Source organism: Nostoc sp. CENA543, assembly GCF_002896875.1.
Taxonomy (GTDB): Bacteria; Cyanobacteriota; Cyanobacteriia; order Cyanobacteriales; family Nostocaceae; genus Trichormus.
Window position 1 is genome coordinate 1,793,730 of the sequence record NZ_CP023278.1, and the last position, 15,047, is coordinate 1,808,776.

A 15,047-nucleotide genomic window follows, 5' to 3' on the forward strand; every position below is an offset into this window, starting at 1 on the left:
GGTGTGAGGGAAAAATTATAGATATTTTTCCCCTTGAACCCCTAAACCCCTACACCCCCATACCCCTAAACCCCTATACCCCTATTTCTGGAATACATCGCGAAGATTTGGTAGTCAATGTTGCAAATGTTAGCGATCGCTAGCTATTTTTACAGTTAGCGTTAGTATGACTATGTATTTTTTCTAAAGTATAAATATGGTACAAAATCTTTACGTAAATCCAGCTATAGGCAACAATACCAACCCTGGTACTCAACAAGCCCCCTTCAAAACTATTACTCAAGCCCTAAAAGTTGCATCACCGAACACTACTATTCAACTAGCAGAGGGAAAATACTCAGCCGAGAATGGTGAGACTTTCCCTGTGACAATTCCCTTCGGTGTCAAAGTGATTGGGAATGAAGCTAACAAAGGGGGTAACATTTTGATAGAAGGTAGTGGTAACTACCTCAGCCGGACTTTTGCGGGTCAAAATGTCACTTTTGTGATGCTGGATAGTGCAGAATTGCGTGGAGTCACTGTTACTAACCCCGCTAGTCGTGGTAGCGGTGTCTGGGCAGAATCAACTACCCCCACCATTGCGAACTGTACCTTTATCAATTGCAAACGGGAAGGTGTATTTGCTACAGGTGATGCCAACCCCACAATTACTGGTAGTGTATTTACTGAAAATGCTGCCAATGGTATAGCGATCGCTAAAAATTCTCAGGGTAAAATTCAAGGGAATACCTGCTTTAAAACAGGCTTTGGTATAGCTGTTAGTGACACTGCATCACCCACACTTTTAGATAACAAAATTTACGAAAACCGTTCGGGGATAGTCGTCTCTGGTAATGGCCGTCCTTTATTACGTAATAACCTCATTGAAAATAATACAGATGACGGTTTGACTTTAATTGGCAATGCACTGGCTGATTTGGGAAATACCAACACTCCAGGCGGTAATACCCTACGCAATAACGCTAAATTTGAAATCCAAAATGCTAGTTCTAATAAGTTAGTTTCTGTTGGTAATCAAATAGATAAAAGCAAGGTTAATGGGAATATAGAGTTTTTAGATATTCAAGTCGTAACACCAACCCCATCGCCAACACCAACCCCAACACCAATACCAACACCCACACCAACACCAACCCCAACACCAACACCCACACCAACACCAATACCAACACCAACACCCATTCCCACACCAATACCAACACCCACCCCATCGCCAACCCCAACGCCATCGCCAATACCCATTCCCACACCAATACCAACACCAACGCCAACACCCGCACCAACACCAACGCCAACACCAACGCCAACACCAACGCCAACACCAACGCCAACACCCGCACCAATTTCTGTAGATTTAAAAGATATCGCAAATCATTGGGCTGCACCGTTTATTCGGGAATTAGTTAAACAAGGAATCATCAGTGGTTTTCCAGACGGTACATTTAAACCAGACGCGACAATGACACGCGCACAATACGCCGCATTGTTAGTGAAAGCATTCAACCCAGCACCAAACCGCGCTGTCGTCAGATTTAAAGATGTACCGGAAAACTTTTGGGCATTTAAGGTAATTTTACAGGCATATCAAGGACTATATCTTTCTGGTTATCCTGATGGTAGTTTCAAACCAAACCAGAATATTCAGCGTGTGCAAGTGATAGTCTCCTTAGTTAACGGACTAGGATTAGGACTACCTACTAACGCTGCTAATGCTATTAAAATTTTCGATGATCAGTCCAAAATTCCTGAATATGGTAAAAATCAGGTAGCCAAAGCCATTGAAAAGAAAATTATCGTCAATTATCCCAATATTAAAATACTCAATCCTACTCGCGACGCAACACGCGCCGAGGTAGCTGCAATAGTCTACCAAACTTTAGTTGATGCTCGTCGTGTAGCGGCCATTAACTCACCTTACATTGTTGGTTAAGCAAAAAAAGGTAAAAGGCAAAAGGCAAAAGTAAAAAATTAGAAAGATACTTTTGCCTTTTTACTTCTTACTTTTTTCTTTTTTTGCGACTGGGTAATGAGGAAAAATATTGTTAATTTCCTTGTTTCCTCTAATCCCTAATCTCTTATAATTATATGTTTTTTTGAATCAAAGCTAATTAACCCTTGTTGTTGTAATTTGCCGATTAATCTTGTAATTGTAACTCTGGTAGTCCCGCAGGCACTGGCGATATCTTCATGAGTTAAGCGAATATTTAAACGATATCCATCTGGTACAAGTTCGCCAACTTCTTGTTTCAGAAATTGTAAAAAATAATTTAGCCTATCTTCTAATTTTCGCTTACCAGAAAGGAATAAAAGGGATTCTGTCTGTTTTAATCTCTGATTAATTTTAGGGCAGAGAATATGGCTAAGTGTGGAATTTAAAGATAACTCATTTAAATGAATCGATATTAACTCTACATCTGTTAAAGTTGTGGCTTGGTAAATAGCTAAAGATGTCATACTAGAGCCAAATACCATTGTGGGTGTTGCTAATCCTAGTAAAATTTCCTCTCCAGTTTCGCAAAAAGTATTTAACTTGACTAATCCTTGGCGAACATAAAAAATTCCTAAAGGATTTAAGGGAATATCTTCACCTTTACTGTATGTGTGAATAGGACGATTTTGACACAAAAATTCATCATGGTTAATTGCTGCTAAGTTATTAGATTCATTTTGAGTCATGTGACGCAACAACCATCGCAAACCAGTAGGTTTACCAGATTGGTTACGAACTACTGTTACTGTTAAACTAGCATCAAAAACTTTATCCCTATCTGCTTGGATGCACAATAATATTTCTTTATTGCTATCAGAATACAATATTCGGTTGAGTTCAAGGCGGAAATTTTCTCGTTCTTCAATACAGATGAAGTTAAGCATTGATTGCCCAATTAACATCTGCTTAGAAACATTCAACAATTGAACTGCGGCTAGATTTGCTTCTTGAATAATACCTTCAACATTAGTTACAAAATAGGCATCTGGTGCAAATTCAAATAAATCATAATAATGCAGTCTTTCTGCTTCTAGTAGACTTCTGGTTTGTAAAAGTTCTGCATTGTGCTGATAAAGTTGTTCAGCTGCTAACTGTACCATTTTAGAGTTACTATAAAGTTCCTTAAAGGCTTGTGGTAGTAAATCTGGTGGAATCCAAGGTAGAACGCTAGCAGTCTGATATAAATCTGCTAACTGTTTGTGTAGTGCTTCAGCTCGTTGGATAAATAATTCTATATTCACTTTAAATTTTTATTAGTTAATTGCAGCATTGATTTGAGATTCCAGATTTTAGATTTGATCTCTTAAAGAATGGGATTATTTTTGATAGTCCTATCAAACAGCAAGCTAAAGCCCCGTTCCTTTTGGGCTGAACAAGTCTCAAATACTTGTTGCACTGCGTCCGGTAGACTATCATAAATTGAAAATATTCCAACTGCGTCAGTTTATGGGCGCAGTCAATCCCAAATTACATTCTCTAAAATCTAAAATTGTTCACATTGATGAAATTTAAAATCAACGGCAAATCTACATTTATCCTGAGATTCAGAGAATGGGAGTATTTAATGCGAAACAGTCAGCATTACCATTAAACCATTAAAAATCACTATTTAATTGAAACTAACTATAGATTTTCTCCGAAAAACCGTCTGATGCTTCTTGGAGCTTCTTATTACAACAAGCAAACCCGTCATCATATACTGTATCATTGTAAAATTCTTCTATCCTTAGTAGTAGATTTTGAATATTTCGATGATTGGCAGTGTACCTCTGAGTATTCCAGAAAAACGACAGTATTAACTTGCCATCAACGATAACGAAAATCTCTGAGCTATACTTCTGTCAGTAGCGTCAAATCTCTACTACTTTATATATAGATGTAACTTTATATTAATTTGTATTCTTTAATACAGTGTTTTGTAACGTGATTGCTGAGTAAAAATTTTAAGTATTTTATTTGTAAAAATAGTTGTTAAAATTTTTGATTTAGAAGCAGCAAAATTAGATTATATCAAACCTAGATTCATTGTTAACTCAATAGCTTTTTCAAAGGTAATACCTTGTTTAGTTGCAATATACAATAGGGCTATTACTGCTGAACGTATAGAATTATCACAATGAATTAAAGCTGGCTTAGGTAATTCGTTGAGAATTTGTAGAACTTGCAGTGTAGTTTGATGGTTAATTTCTTCAACTTTGGTAGGTATATTAAGATAACGCAGACCGAGAAATTCTAGTTTATCTTTTTCATCATCTAGCCAGCCTTTTTCATCAGGCGATCGCAAATTCAATATAGACTTATAACCATCAGCAATAAGTTGGGGAAATTGCTCTAGAGTAATTTGCCCTGCGATGGATAATTCATGGTTAATTTTTCTGATAATATCCATATCACAGCTTTGCCATAAAGGTTAGTAGTAAGGTGTTTAGCCTTACTACGCCGATTAAAACTATTTAAACTTGCAAGCATTTTAATTGAATTTTTCTGCTTCAATCCAATTTAAAATATGGCTTGTAATTTGGAGTTTAGAAATCTTGTTTTTTGGGAATGTCACCATTAAACGGTTGTACACCTGTTGCTGGATAATTATCATCTCTGACGCTGAATATTCTAGAAACTGCACCAGAAAGGTAGTTAATTAATTGTTGACCTAAGTTTTTAATATTTTGTAATAAGCTCTTAACAGGAAACATAAATTTTCTCCTTGTATGTGGTAGTTAAATGCCGATGGAATGGGAATCATTTTTGGTACTATATTTATCAGATAACTCTGTTGCATTAATTTGCCAGCATCTTTCAAAAAATTGAATTAGATCATAATTCCAACAATTCTCTAATATCTGGCGATTGCGATAAGCGTACCAAAAAATTATGGGGTTAAAAATTGTATCTTCATGGATAATTGGTTGATTCAAAAAGATGCCAATTGCTTTGATAAAACTTTCGAAATATTTTTGCTTGAACATTGAAAATAGCAACTTAAGATGTCAATTTACTAAATTTTTAATGAGAAATAGTAGATAAATAAAGCCAGCATCGCTTTTCGATGAACCCAATAGCGAAGTTGGATACTCATAGCTAATTCCTCTCGTTGATGACAACAATGACTTCTGAATCAACTACCTAAATAGATGACTGTAGAAGTGATAGTTGTAACCAGTATGTTTGGGAAACAAGCTATTGAGGCTGTCCAATTACTGCTGGCGGTTTCTACATTTTTAATTTATGGCAACAATTTGAGGAACTTGTGAGGAAATCACTCACAGGGAAATTTTTTTCTAGTTCCAGGTTAAATCTCCTAGAAGTTAGTATTTTTACTTACTGTATTGTTAATTTCGTTAATTAATTCATCAGAGAAAAATTACCCAATCACGCTGTAAAAGCTGGCTCAACTGGCAAACGGAAAACTCTACAGCTATTTTCTAGTGATTGGGGGATTCTCCTCACAAGTTCCTCAAACTTTCATTTTAGTTTGAAAAGGGAATCTTCCCTAGACTGCTATTTGTACAGAAAAGACTAGTCAAGTCTATACACCAGAAATTACACATCTAAACAGTAAAAATTATTGTCCCCTATTTTTGAGACATAATTATGAACAAAAAAAATGTTGCAACTATAGATGGTAATGAGGCTGTGGCTCAAGTTGTCTATCGACTCAATGAAGTCATAGCTATTTATCCTATCACCCCTTCTTCACCGATGGCCGAATGGGCAGATGCTTGGGCTAGCGAAAATAAACCGAATATTTGGGGTACTGTACCGGCCGTAGTGCAGATGCAAAGTGAAGGCGGAGTTGCAGGTGCGGTACATGGGGCTTTACAAACGGGGTCACTAACGACTACATTCACTGCATCCCAGGGATTATTGCTGATGATCCCGAATATGTATAAGATTGCCGGAGAACTAACACCTACAGTATTTCATATTGCGGCGCGATCGCTAGCAGCCCAAGGCCTATCAATTTTTGGCGACCACAGCGATGTCATGGCTTGTCGGGGTACGGGTTTTGCCATGTTGTGTGCTGCGTCTGTCCAAGAAGCCCTAGATTTTGCTTTAATTTCCACAAAAGCCACCCTAGCATCACGCATCCCTTTCTTACATTTTTTTGACGGCTTCCGCACTTCCCATGAAGTCAATAAAGTTGAACTATTAACAGATGCAGATTTACAAGCACTCATCCCCAATGAATTAATTCTGGCTCATCGTTCACGGTCTTTAACACCAGATAAACCCGTGTTACGTGGTACAGCCCAAAATCCCGATGTCTATTTCCAAGCCAGAGAAACCGTTAACCCCTATTATCTAAGCTGTCCTGACATCACCCAAAAAGTCATGGACGAATTCGCCCAACAAACTGGGAGACAATATCAACTATTTGAATATCACGGCGACCCCTCAGCCGAACGCATCATTATTATTATGGGTTCTGGTTGTGAGACAGTACATGAGACTGTAGATTATCTCAACACCCAAGGCGAAAAAGTTGGTGTGATGAAAGTGCGCCTATATCGCCCCTTTGATAACCAAAGATTTCTCGCCGCTTTACCCCCCACCACCCAAAGCATCGCCGTTTTAGACCGTACCAAAGAACCAGGAAGCATAGGCGAACCTTTATATCAAGATGTAGTCACAGCACTTAATGAAGCAAATCCAAAATCCCAAATCCAAAATCTAAAATTGGTCGTTGGTGGTCGCTACGGTTTATCATCCAAAGAATTTACACCCGCAATGGTGAAGGGGATTTTTGATAACTTAGCCCAACCTACACCAAAAAATCACTTTACTATCGGCATTAACGATGATGTGACCCACACCAGCTTAGACTATGACCCCAACTTCAACATTGAACCAGACAATATAGTTAGAGCTATCTTTTACGGTTTGGGTGCAGATGGGACAGTAGGCGCAAATAAAAACTCCATTAAAATTATTGGGGAAGAAACCGATAATTACGCTCAAGGCTACTTCGTTTACGACTCCAAAAAATCCGGTTCTGTCACCGTTTCACATCTGCGTTTTGGTTCGCAACCCATCCGTTCTACTTACTTAATTACCAAAGCCAACTTTGTCGCTTGTCATCAGTGGGAATTTTTAGAAAAGTTTCCCATCCTCCAAGATATTATACCAGGCGGCACTTTCTTAATAAACGCTCCTTTCGACAAAGAAGAAATTGGGCAACAACTCCCAGAGACTATCAAAGCCCAAATTCAAGAGAAACAACTGAAAGTTTATGCCATCAACGCCTACAAAGTAGCCCGTGAAGCAGGAATGGCTGGCAGAATTAACACCGTGATGCAAGTCTGTTTCTTTGCATTATCTGGAGTATTGCCCAGAGAAGAAGCCATTGCAGAAATTAAAAAATCGATTCGCAAAACCTACGGTAAAAAAGGCGAACAAATCGTCCAAATGAATATTCAAGCCGTAGATACTACCTTAGATAATTTATATGAATTGGGGACTGGAGACTGGGGACTGGGGACTAGGAAAGAATTCTTGCCCAATGCCCAATGCCCCATGACCAATGCCCCAGCATTTGTCCGCGATGTCTTAGGTAAAATTATTGCCCGTGCGGGGGATGATTTACCTGTAAGTGCTTTGCCTGTCGATGGGACATATCCCACGGGAACAGCGAAATGGGAAAAACGCAATATTGCCCAAGAAATCCCGGTTTGGGACACTAATGTCTGCATTCAATGTGGAAAATGTGTGATGGTGTGTCCCCACAGTGTCATTCGCAGTAAGGTGTATGAAGAACAAGAATTAGAGAATGCGCCACCTACTTTTAAGAGTGCTAACGCTAAAGATCATGATTGGCATGGGTTAAAATTTACTATCCAAGTAGCAGCAGAAGATTGTACTGGTTGCGGTATCTGCGTTGATGTGTGTCCGGCTAAGAATAAAGCTGAACCACGCAAAAAAGCAATTAATATGCAGCCACAATTACCCCTACGAGAAGCGGAAAGGGAAAATTGGGATTTCTTCTTGAGTTTACCTAACCCCGATAGACGCAACTTAAAGCTGACTCATATTAATCAGCAACAGATGCAAGAACCATTATTTGAATTTTCTGGGGCTTGTGCAGGTTGTGGTGAGACACCCTATATTAAGTTAGCCACACAATTGTTTGGCGATCGCATGATTGTTGCTAACGCCACAGGTTGTTCTTCTATTTACGGCGGTAATTTACCCACTACCCCTTGGACATATAACGCTGAAGGACGGGGGCCTGCTTGGTCAAATAGTTTATTTGAAGATAACGCCGAATTTGGCTTGGGTTTCCGTATTTCTATTGATAAGCAAACAGAATTTGCTATTGAATTATTACAGCGACTAGCAAATGAAGTAGGTACAGAATTAGTAAATGACCTGCTAAATAATCAGCAAAAAGATGAGGCAGATATTTGGGAACAACGCGATCGCGTTAAAATTCTCAAGCAACGACTCACAGAAATAGCCAACCCCCAAGCACAACAACTCCTAAGTCTGGCTGATTACCTAGTAAAAAAGAGCGTTTGGATGATAGGGGGCGATGGTTGGGCTTATGATATCGGCTACGGCGGCTTAGATCACGTCATCGCTAGCGGGCGCAACGTGAATATTCTCGTTCTCGATACAGAGGTATATTCCAACACAGGCGGACAAATGTCTAAAGCTACACCGAAAGGGGCTGTAGCTAAATTTGCGGCTGGTGGTAAACCTGCGGCGAAAAAAGACTTGGGTTTAATTGCTATGACCTACGGTAATGTTTACGTAGCGAGTGTGGCAATGGGCGCAAGAGATGAGCATACCCTCAAAGCTTTTTTAGAAGCCGAAGCCTATAACGGCCCTTCACTAATTATTGCTTATAGCCATTGCATTGCCCACGGCATCAACTTAAGTACAGCAATGCAGAATCAAAAAGCCGTAGTTGATTCTGGTAGATGGTTGCTATATCGTTATCATCCCGACTTAACTAAACAAGGTAAGAATCCTCTACAACTTGACTCACGCGCACCGAAGTTATCAGTAGAAGATTCAATGTATTTAGAAAATCGCTTCAAGATGTTAACAAAAATTAACCCTACATCTGCTAAACAATTGCTGCAAGAAGCGCAAAATGATGTGAATACAAGATGGCAAATGTATCAATACTTAGCAGCTAGACAAGTCGTTAATGCTGCTAAAAATCTATCAAAACTTAATGATAAAAACGGCTCAAATTCTGAAGGGGTAGGAGTTTAGGTACTGATTGGTGCAGGTCAAGAAAACCTGCACCATAGATTTATACAACTTTCCAAAATGTCAATTTAAATTAAATAAGCAGGAAAATATCAACATGGATTTAACAACAGATTACATGGGAATGAAGTTGCGATCGCCACTTGTGCCTTCAGCTTCTCCCTTAACAGGAGATATTGATAACATTGTGTGGATGGAAGATGCAGGCGCAGCCGCCGTTGTCCTTCCATCACTGTTTGAAGAACAGTTAAGCATGGAAAGTTACGAACTGCATCATCATCTCACCTACGGCACAGAAAGTTTTCCTGAATCTTTGACTTATTTTCCCGAACCAGAAAATTTCCGTCTAGGCCCAGACGAATATTTAGAGTTAATTTACAAAGCCAAACAAAAAGTAAAAATTCCCTTAATTGCCAGTCTTAACGGTTCTTCCTTAGATGGTTGGACAGATTACGCCAGAATGCTTGAGCAAGCAGGTGCAGCCGCCTTAGAATTAAACATTTACTCTGTCCAGACTGATCCAGACAAAACCAGCGACCAGATAGAACAAAGTTATATCAATATGTTCCAGGTCGTCAAAGCCGCCGTTGCCATTCCTGTCTCAGTAAAACTTAGTGCCTATTTTACCAACATGGCGAACATCGCCAAACGTTTTGATCAAGCCGGAGTTGACGCTTTAGTATTATTTAACCGCTTTTACCAACCAGACATTAATCTAGAAACCCTAGAAGTACAACCCCACGTACTATTAAGCACACCCCAAGCTATGCGTTTACCTCTGCGTTGGATTGCCATTCTGTACCATCGCATCCATGCCGACTTAGCCGCCACCAGTGGAATTCACACTGCACATGATGTCTTAAAAATGCTCATGGCTGGGGCAAACATTACAATGCTGTGCGCTGTTTTATTACGACATGGCATTAACCATTTACGGTGTATAGAACAAGAAATGCGCGAATGGATGGAAAAGCACGAATATGAATCCGTCAAACAGCTGCAAGGCAGCATGAGCCAGAAAAACTGCCCCAACCCCAGTGCCTTTGAACGCGCCCAATATATGCGCGCCTTGCAGACATATAAACCAGAATGGGGCAGAATTTACGAACCTTCTTATTATCACGGTTAATTTTGGGCATGGGGCATAGGGCATAGGGCATTGACTATTAAAATACAATTCTCTCCTTGTTCCCCTTGTCTCCTTGATTTCCCCATTCCCGATTCCCAATTCCCCATGCCCAATTCCCCATGCCCAATTCCCTAAATTAATATGCGAAAAAGAATAGGTATTCTCACCAGTGGTGGTGATTGTCCAGGTTTGAATTGTGTAATTCGTGCAGTTGTCAGCCATGCCACACTAACTTATGATTGGGAAGTTTTAGGTATTCCCTATGCCACTCAGGGGTTATTAGAACGGCAAGCGATCGCTCTCAATCTCCACGGTTGGGATTTGCGCGGAATCGACCCCTTACTGAATATGGGCGGTACAATTTTAGGCACAATTAATAAGGGTGACACCCTAACTCATGTAGATGATATCCTTGCCAGTTATAAAGCATTGGCTTTAGATGCCTTAATTGCTATTGGTGGTGATGGTAGTTTGGGAATTATTAATCAACTGGCAAACCAAGGTAATTGGAATTTAGTAGCTATTCCTAAAACCATAGATAATGATGTCGCCATGACAGAACGCGCCATTGGCTTTGATACCGCAGTCAATACCATTGTGGATGCTTTAAATCGTCTCACCTTTACCGCCGCTAGTCACGATCGCGTCATGATTGTTGAAGTTATGGGACGCACAGCCGGACATTTAGCCCTACACGCTGGTATTGCTGGGGGTGCAGATGTAATTTTAATCCCCGAAGTCGATTACACAATTAAGGGCTTATGTCAACATATAGCCGAATTGCGCGATCGCTGGAAACGAAAATTTGCGATCGTTGTAGTAGCTGAAGGTGCAAAGTTGTGCATGGAAGATATGTGTAACACCACAGACACTACATCCCCAATTCCTACTTCCTCCCCCAAATGCGGTATAGGACAATATGTTGCAGAGCGAATTGCCCTATTGAGTGGCGATATAATTGATACTAGGGTTTCTGTCTTAGGGCATATTCAACGAGGTGGTATTCCCTCAGCACTAGACCGCTTAACAGCAACGGTTTTCGGCAAAGCAGCCGTAGATTTAGTAGCTCAAGGTCAGTTCGGTAAAATGTTAGCATGGCAATATGGGGAAGTAGTCCCCGTTCCCATCTCCGAAGCCGTAGCCCAAAGTCCCCTACACGTTGATCCTCAAGGTTACTTAATCCAAAGTGCGCGTTCTCTAGGAATTTATGTTGGCGAGTAGAGAAAGGCAAAAGGAAAAAGGCAAAAAATTTAAATTGGAAGACTAAATGTTTGAACCTAAAGACTAAATGCTTGAACTTAAAGCCTTAATATTCAAGCTAATCAGCACTTAACCTTGTTTTCTTTGTACCTTTGCGTCTTTGCGCCTACCGCAAGCGAAACGCCTGGCGGCGAATGCGTAATAAAAACTCCCCATCCCAATCAACAAAGCCAAAAAATAACTAAAAATCACCTAAAACAGTAATTTACAACTCGGAGCAAAGCAAAGTGACTGCGAATAAAAATCACAAAAAAGGTAAATCTTTACCTCCTAAACTAATTATCGGGATGGGGAAGTTTGTCTGGACAACCCTGTGGCAGATCATGATGTCAAAAATTGCTCCCCGAAATCAATCAGGTGAATATATTCGTCCCAATAGCGAATTGAGAAATTGGGTTAAATCTGAAGAAAATAGTCCCTATCCACCGGCAAGCGGACGTTATACCCTATATGTGGGGATGGGTTGTCCGTGGGCGCATCGTACCTTAGTAGTGCGCGCATTAAAAGGATTAGAATCAGTCATAGATGTATCCGTCGTTTCCCCTTCGGCTGAGTCTGGGGGTTGGGTGTTCGACTCACCAGAATTAGGTTGTTCTACACTGGCTGAATTATACGCCCTTGCTCAACCTGGATACAATGGACGCTCCACAGTGCCGGTGTTGTGGGATAAACAAACCAAAACTATTGTAAATAATGAGAGTGCAGAGATTATTGTGATGCTCAACTCTGAATTTAACGAGTTTGCAGCTAATCCTACACTCAATCTTTACCCACAGGAACTAAAAGAACAGATTGATCAGTGGAATGAAAAAATATACACATACGTCAATAATGGTGTATACCGTTGTGGTTTTGCTCAAACGCAAACTGCTTACAACCAAGCTTGTGAACAACTATTTACAACTTTAGATGAGATTGAGGCGGCTTTAGCTAACAGTCAATATCTCTGCGGAAATCAGGTGACATTAGCCGATGTGCGTTTGTTTACAACGCTGTTTCGGTTCGATATTGTCTATTACGGTTTATTTAAATGTAATCTGCGCCGCATCCAAGACTATCCGCATTTAAGCATTTACTTACGCAATTTATATCAGTTACCAGGCGTTGCAGATACTTGTGATTTAGAGAGTGTGAAACGTGATTACTATGGTAATCTTTTCCCTTTGAACCCTGGAGGAATTATTCCTCTCGGCCCTGATATATCATATTTACAAGTTAAGAATTAATACTAAATTGGGATAATCAGTATTATATTGACCCTCTGGAATAAGTTATGAATCTAGAGTATCAATCTAAAATCCAAAATCCAAAATCCAAAATTGTTATAAGGATGGGATTGCCAATCCATAAGTTAAGACTAATCCCATCCATAGAGAATTACCACTGCATTGCGATCGCCAACGCCCTCTTTTGTTGAAGTTTCTCAAATTACTGGCTCTTTGTCTGAGCAAATTACCCTTGTAGTAAATTTTCCTTCAAAAGTTGGGCAATCATAGCTGTTCTGGATGTGACACCAAGCTTGACAAATATACGGCGGATGTGTGTAGCCACAGTCCAAGGGCTAATGTGAAGGCGAATCCCAATTAATTTATTAGGAAGACCTTGTGCAACTAATTGAGCGATCGCCTGTTCGCGAGGACTCAGACTAAACTTTTCTTGAGATTTAGGAATAGAGCGTACTAGATAATAACGTACTCCATCTACATCAGATTCAAAAATTACTTCATTGAGCATCTGTTCTTGTTCTGTGAGTTTAAGTAGCTTGCAAGGTGTAGAATCAGAAATTTGTGTCACTAAATCCTTCAGCAAGGATTGTTTCTCAAATGCCAATTTAGTTTCATTATTGGATACATTAATCAGCCTTTTTCTATTTGAGGGTTTCATTTCTTATATTCATCCTTCAGCTTTTAATTAAGAATTTATTCAGAATGTGAAGCAAAAATTACGCAACTCGTACACAAAAATTTTGAATTGCCTAAGTCATTAAACTTATCTCAAACGATGAATGCAATTACTTTAGAGATTACTATTTAGGTTGTCCATCAAGACATTTTCATTTAAGTTTTTTAATTTTTTATACAACACATAGCAATATTTTTTGTCCAGAATATTTAGTAAAAAAAACTACAATAAATTGCTTTATTATGCTTATACTTGCTTGATATCAGCAGAAGACAGAGAAATATTCCCAAGACAATATGTATCAAATACTACTATTTATTGGTATAATGTAACTCATATGAGTCACACTTAAATAAGCTAACAGCAATATGCTTCCCCAGAATGTGTCTCATGGGAAAAAGTGACTGGTGCTAACCTTCGCATCAAAGATATATCTAGATGCTGTAAGCATTCTCATCCAAGGAGGCACATATGCTGGACGGAGAAACTTTGCAGCATGAGTTCGAGAGTGAATTTGAAAGTGAATTTGAAGGCGAATTTGAAAACGAGTATGAAGGTGAGTACGAAGGCGAGGAGTTTTTAGGTGGTCTGCTCCGAGGTGTTGGCAGTGCCTTGGGTCTGGGCGAAGGCGAGTACGAATACGAATACGAGTATGAAAATGAATATGAAAGCGAAGCTTTCTTTGGGAGATTACGCGGAATTGCCAGAAAATTAGCTCCCGTACTCAAAAAAGTTGCCCCAATAGCTGCACGCGCTGTAGGAACAGCTATTGGTGGGCCAGCAGTTGGTGGTGCATTAGGCACAATTGCGGGTCAACTAGCCCGTGAAGGAGAATTTGAGTACGAATTTGAAAGTGAATTAGAGGGCGAATTTGAAAGCGAGTACGAATACGAAGCTTTACCACAACCAGAAGCTTTAGCCGAAGTCCTAGCAGCGATGGCCAGCCGGGCGCAAAGTGAGGCGGAAGCCGAAGCTTATACAGGTGCTTTCACTGCCAGAATTATTCCCATCAAAAATCATGCCATGCGGCAAGTTTCACCCAAATTAATTAAAGGTGCAGCCACATTAACACGCACACTGCGTAAATCTCCCTCAACCCGTCCCTTGGTGAAAGCAGTACCGACTATTGTTGCTAGAGCCAGTAACACCCTAGCACGGCAGGCAGCACAAGGAAAACCCATCTCCAGTCAAACAGCTGCTCGTGTCATGGCGAATGAAACCCAAAAAGTTTTAGCTAATCCGATGACCTGTGCCAAAACTTTAGTACGTTCTACCCAAGCAGCGCAAAAGGTTACTAAACCCGCACCCCGGCGTAGAAGAGAGCCAGTTTACGAATAATAGCGGTTTGGGTTGCGCTCGTACACTACTCAAACTAAGGCGTAGCCCATTGCAAATTATGTGAACTAATACCAATTCACAAAAAATTTGATACAGATGCAAACGCTAAAAGTTTTGCTGAGTCTCACTTTCTTAATTTTGAATTTTGAATTTTGAATTTTGAATTGGTATAAGCCAGAGAGAACATACTGGCGAATTGGCATCAGCGAA

General features: G+C 39.9%; 10 protein-coding genes. 6 read left to right on the top strand and 4 right to left on the bottom strand.

What is annotated here, in order from left to right:
* Positions 1–196: 196 nt before the first annotated feature.
* Positions 197–1,930, top strand: a complete 1,734-nt coding sequence (locus tag CLI64_RS07500) for a DUF1565 domain-containing protein (protein ID WP_103136623.1) — start codon at positions 197–199, stop codon at positions 1,928–1,930.
* A 137-nt stretch (positions 1,931–2,067) separates the two neighbouring features.
* Here the strand turns inward: CLI64_RS07500 and CLI64_RS07505 are convergent, their stop codons facing one another.
* The 3 genes from CLI64_RS07505 to CLI64_RS31195 form a co-directional block, all read right to left on the bottom strand.
* The gene (locus CLI64_RS07505; protein ID WP_103136624.1) at positions 2,068–3,231 is read right to left on the bottom strand and encodes a helix-turn-helix domain-containing protein; all 1,164 of its coding nucleotides are present in this window, start codon (positions 3,229–3,231) and stop codon (positions 2,068–2,070) included.
* Positions 3,232–3,995: 764 nt separating this feature from the next.
* Complete coding sequence (locus tag CLI64_RS07510; protein WP_103136625.1) at positions 3,996–4,379, bottom strand: beta-lactamase hydrolase domain-containing protein; 384 nt, start codon at positions 4,377–4,379, stop codon at positions 3,996–3,998.
* Between the two features lie 136 nt (positions 4,380–4,515).
* Positions 4,516–4,683 carry a hypothetical protein gene (locus tag CLI64_RS31195; protein ID WP_192881693.1) on the bottom strand — a complete coding sequence of 56 codons (168 nt, stop codon included), beginning with the start codon at positions 4,681–4,683 and terminating at the stop codon, positions 4,516–4,518.
* Positions 4,684–5,581: 898 nt separating this feature from the next.
* On the opposite strand from CLI64_RS31195, the gene nifJ reads away from it, so the two are divergent.
* The 4 genes from nifJ to CLI64_RS07535 all read left to right on the top strand — a co-directional run bounded on the left by nifJ (position 5,582) and on the right by CLI64_RS07535 (position 12,823).
* The gene (nifJ, locus tag CLI64_RS07520) at positions 5,582–9,211 is read left to right on the top strand and encodes a pyruvate:ferredoxin (flavodoxin) oxidoreductase (protein WP_103136627.1); all 3,630 of its coding nucleotides are present in this window, start codon (positions 5,582–5,584) and stop codon (positions 9,209–9,211) included.
* 94 nt (positions 9,212–9,305) lie between these two features.
* Complete coding sequence (locus CLI64_RS07525) at positions 9,306–10,337, top strand: dihydroorotate dehydrogenase-like protein (RefSeq protein ID WP_103136628.1); 1,032 nt, start codon at positions 9,306–9,308, stop codon at positions 10,335–10,337.
* Between the two features lie 141 nt (positions 10,338–10,478).
* A complete protein-coding gene (locus CLI64_RS07530; protein ID WP_103136629.1) occupies positions 10,479–11,558 on the top strand; it encodes an ATP-dependent 6-phosphofructokinase in 1,080 nt (359 codons plus the stop codon).
* A 326-nt stretch (positions 11,559–11,884) separates the two neighbouring features.
* On the top strand, positions 11,885–12,823 hold the full coding sequence (locus tag CLI64_RS07535) for a glutathione S-transferase family protein (protein WP_103140635.1): 939 nt from the start codon (positions 11,885–11,887) through the stop codon (positions 12,821–12,823).
* A 226-nt stretch (positions 12,824–13,049) separates the two neighbouring features.
* Here the strand turns inward: CLI64_RS07535 and CLI64_RS07540 are convergent, their stop codons facing one another.
* Positions 13,050–13,481, bottom strand: coding sequence for a response regulator transcription factor (locus CLI64_RS07540; RefSeq protein WP_103136630.1), 432 nt, complete (start codon positions 13,479–13,481; stop codon positions 13,050–13,052).
* A gap of 489 nt (positions 13,482–13,970) precedes the next feature.
* Here CLI64_RS07540 and CLI64_RS07545 point away from each other — a divergent pair, with 489 nt between their 5' ends.
* The gene (locus CLI64_RS07545; RefSeq protein ID WP_103136631.1) at positions 13,971–14,837 is read left to right on the top strand and encodes a hypothetical protein; all 867 of its coding nucleotides are present in this window, start codon (positions 13,971–13,973) and stop codon (positions 14,835–14,837) included.
* The last annotated feature ends 210 nt before the right edge of the window (positions 14,838–15,047 follow it).

Bases quoted from the DNA above. Each gene is read 5' to 3' on its own strand.
- CLI64_RS31195 (WP_192881693.1), bottom strand. From the start codon at position 4,683: ATGTTTCCTGTTAAGAGCTTATTACAAAATATTAAAAACTTAGGTCAA.
- CLI64_RS07545 (WP_103136631.1), top strand. From the start codon at position 13,971: ATGCTGGACGGAGAAACTTTGCAGCATGAGTTCGAGAGTGAATTTGAA.
- CLI64_RS07510 (WP_103136625.1), bottom strand. From the start codon at position 4,379: ATGGATATTATCAGAAAAATTAACCATGAATTATCCATCGCAGGGCAA.
- CLI64_RS07540 (WP_103136630.1), bottom strand. From the start codon at position 13,481: ATGAAACCCTCAAATAGAAAAAGGCTGATTAATGTATCCAATAATGAA.
- CLI64_RS07500 (WP_103136623.1), top strand. From the start codon at position 197: ATGGTACAAAATCTTTACGTAAATCCAGCTATAGGCAACAATACCAAC.
- CLI64_RS07530 (WP_103136629.1), top strand. From the start codon at position 10,479: ATGCGAAAAAGAATAGGTATTCTCACCAGTGGTGGTGATTGTCCAGGT.
- CLI64_RS07535 (WP_103140635.1), top strand. From the start codon at position 11,885: ATGGGGAAGTTTGTCTGGACAACCCTGTGGCAGATCATGATGTCAAAA.
- nifJ (WP_103136627.1), top strand. From the start codon at position 5,582: ATGAACAAAAAAAATGTTGCAACTATAGATGGTAATGAGGCTGTGGCT.
- CLI64_RS07525 (WP_103136628.1), top strand. From the start codon at position 9,306: ATGGATTTAACAACAGATTACATGGGAATGAAGTTGCGATCGCCACTT.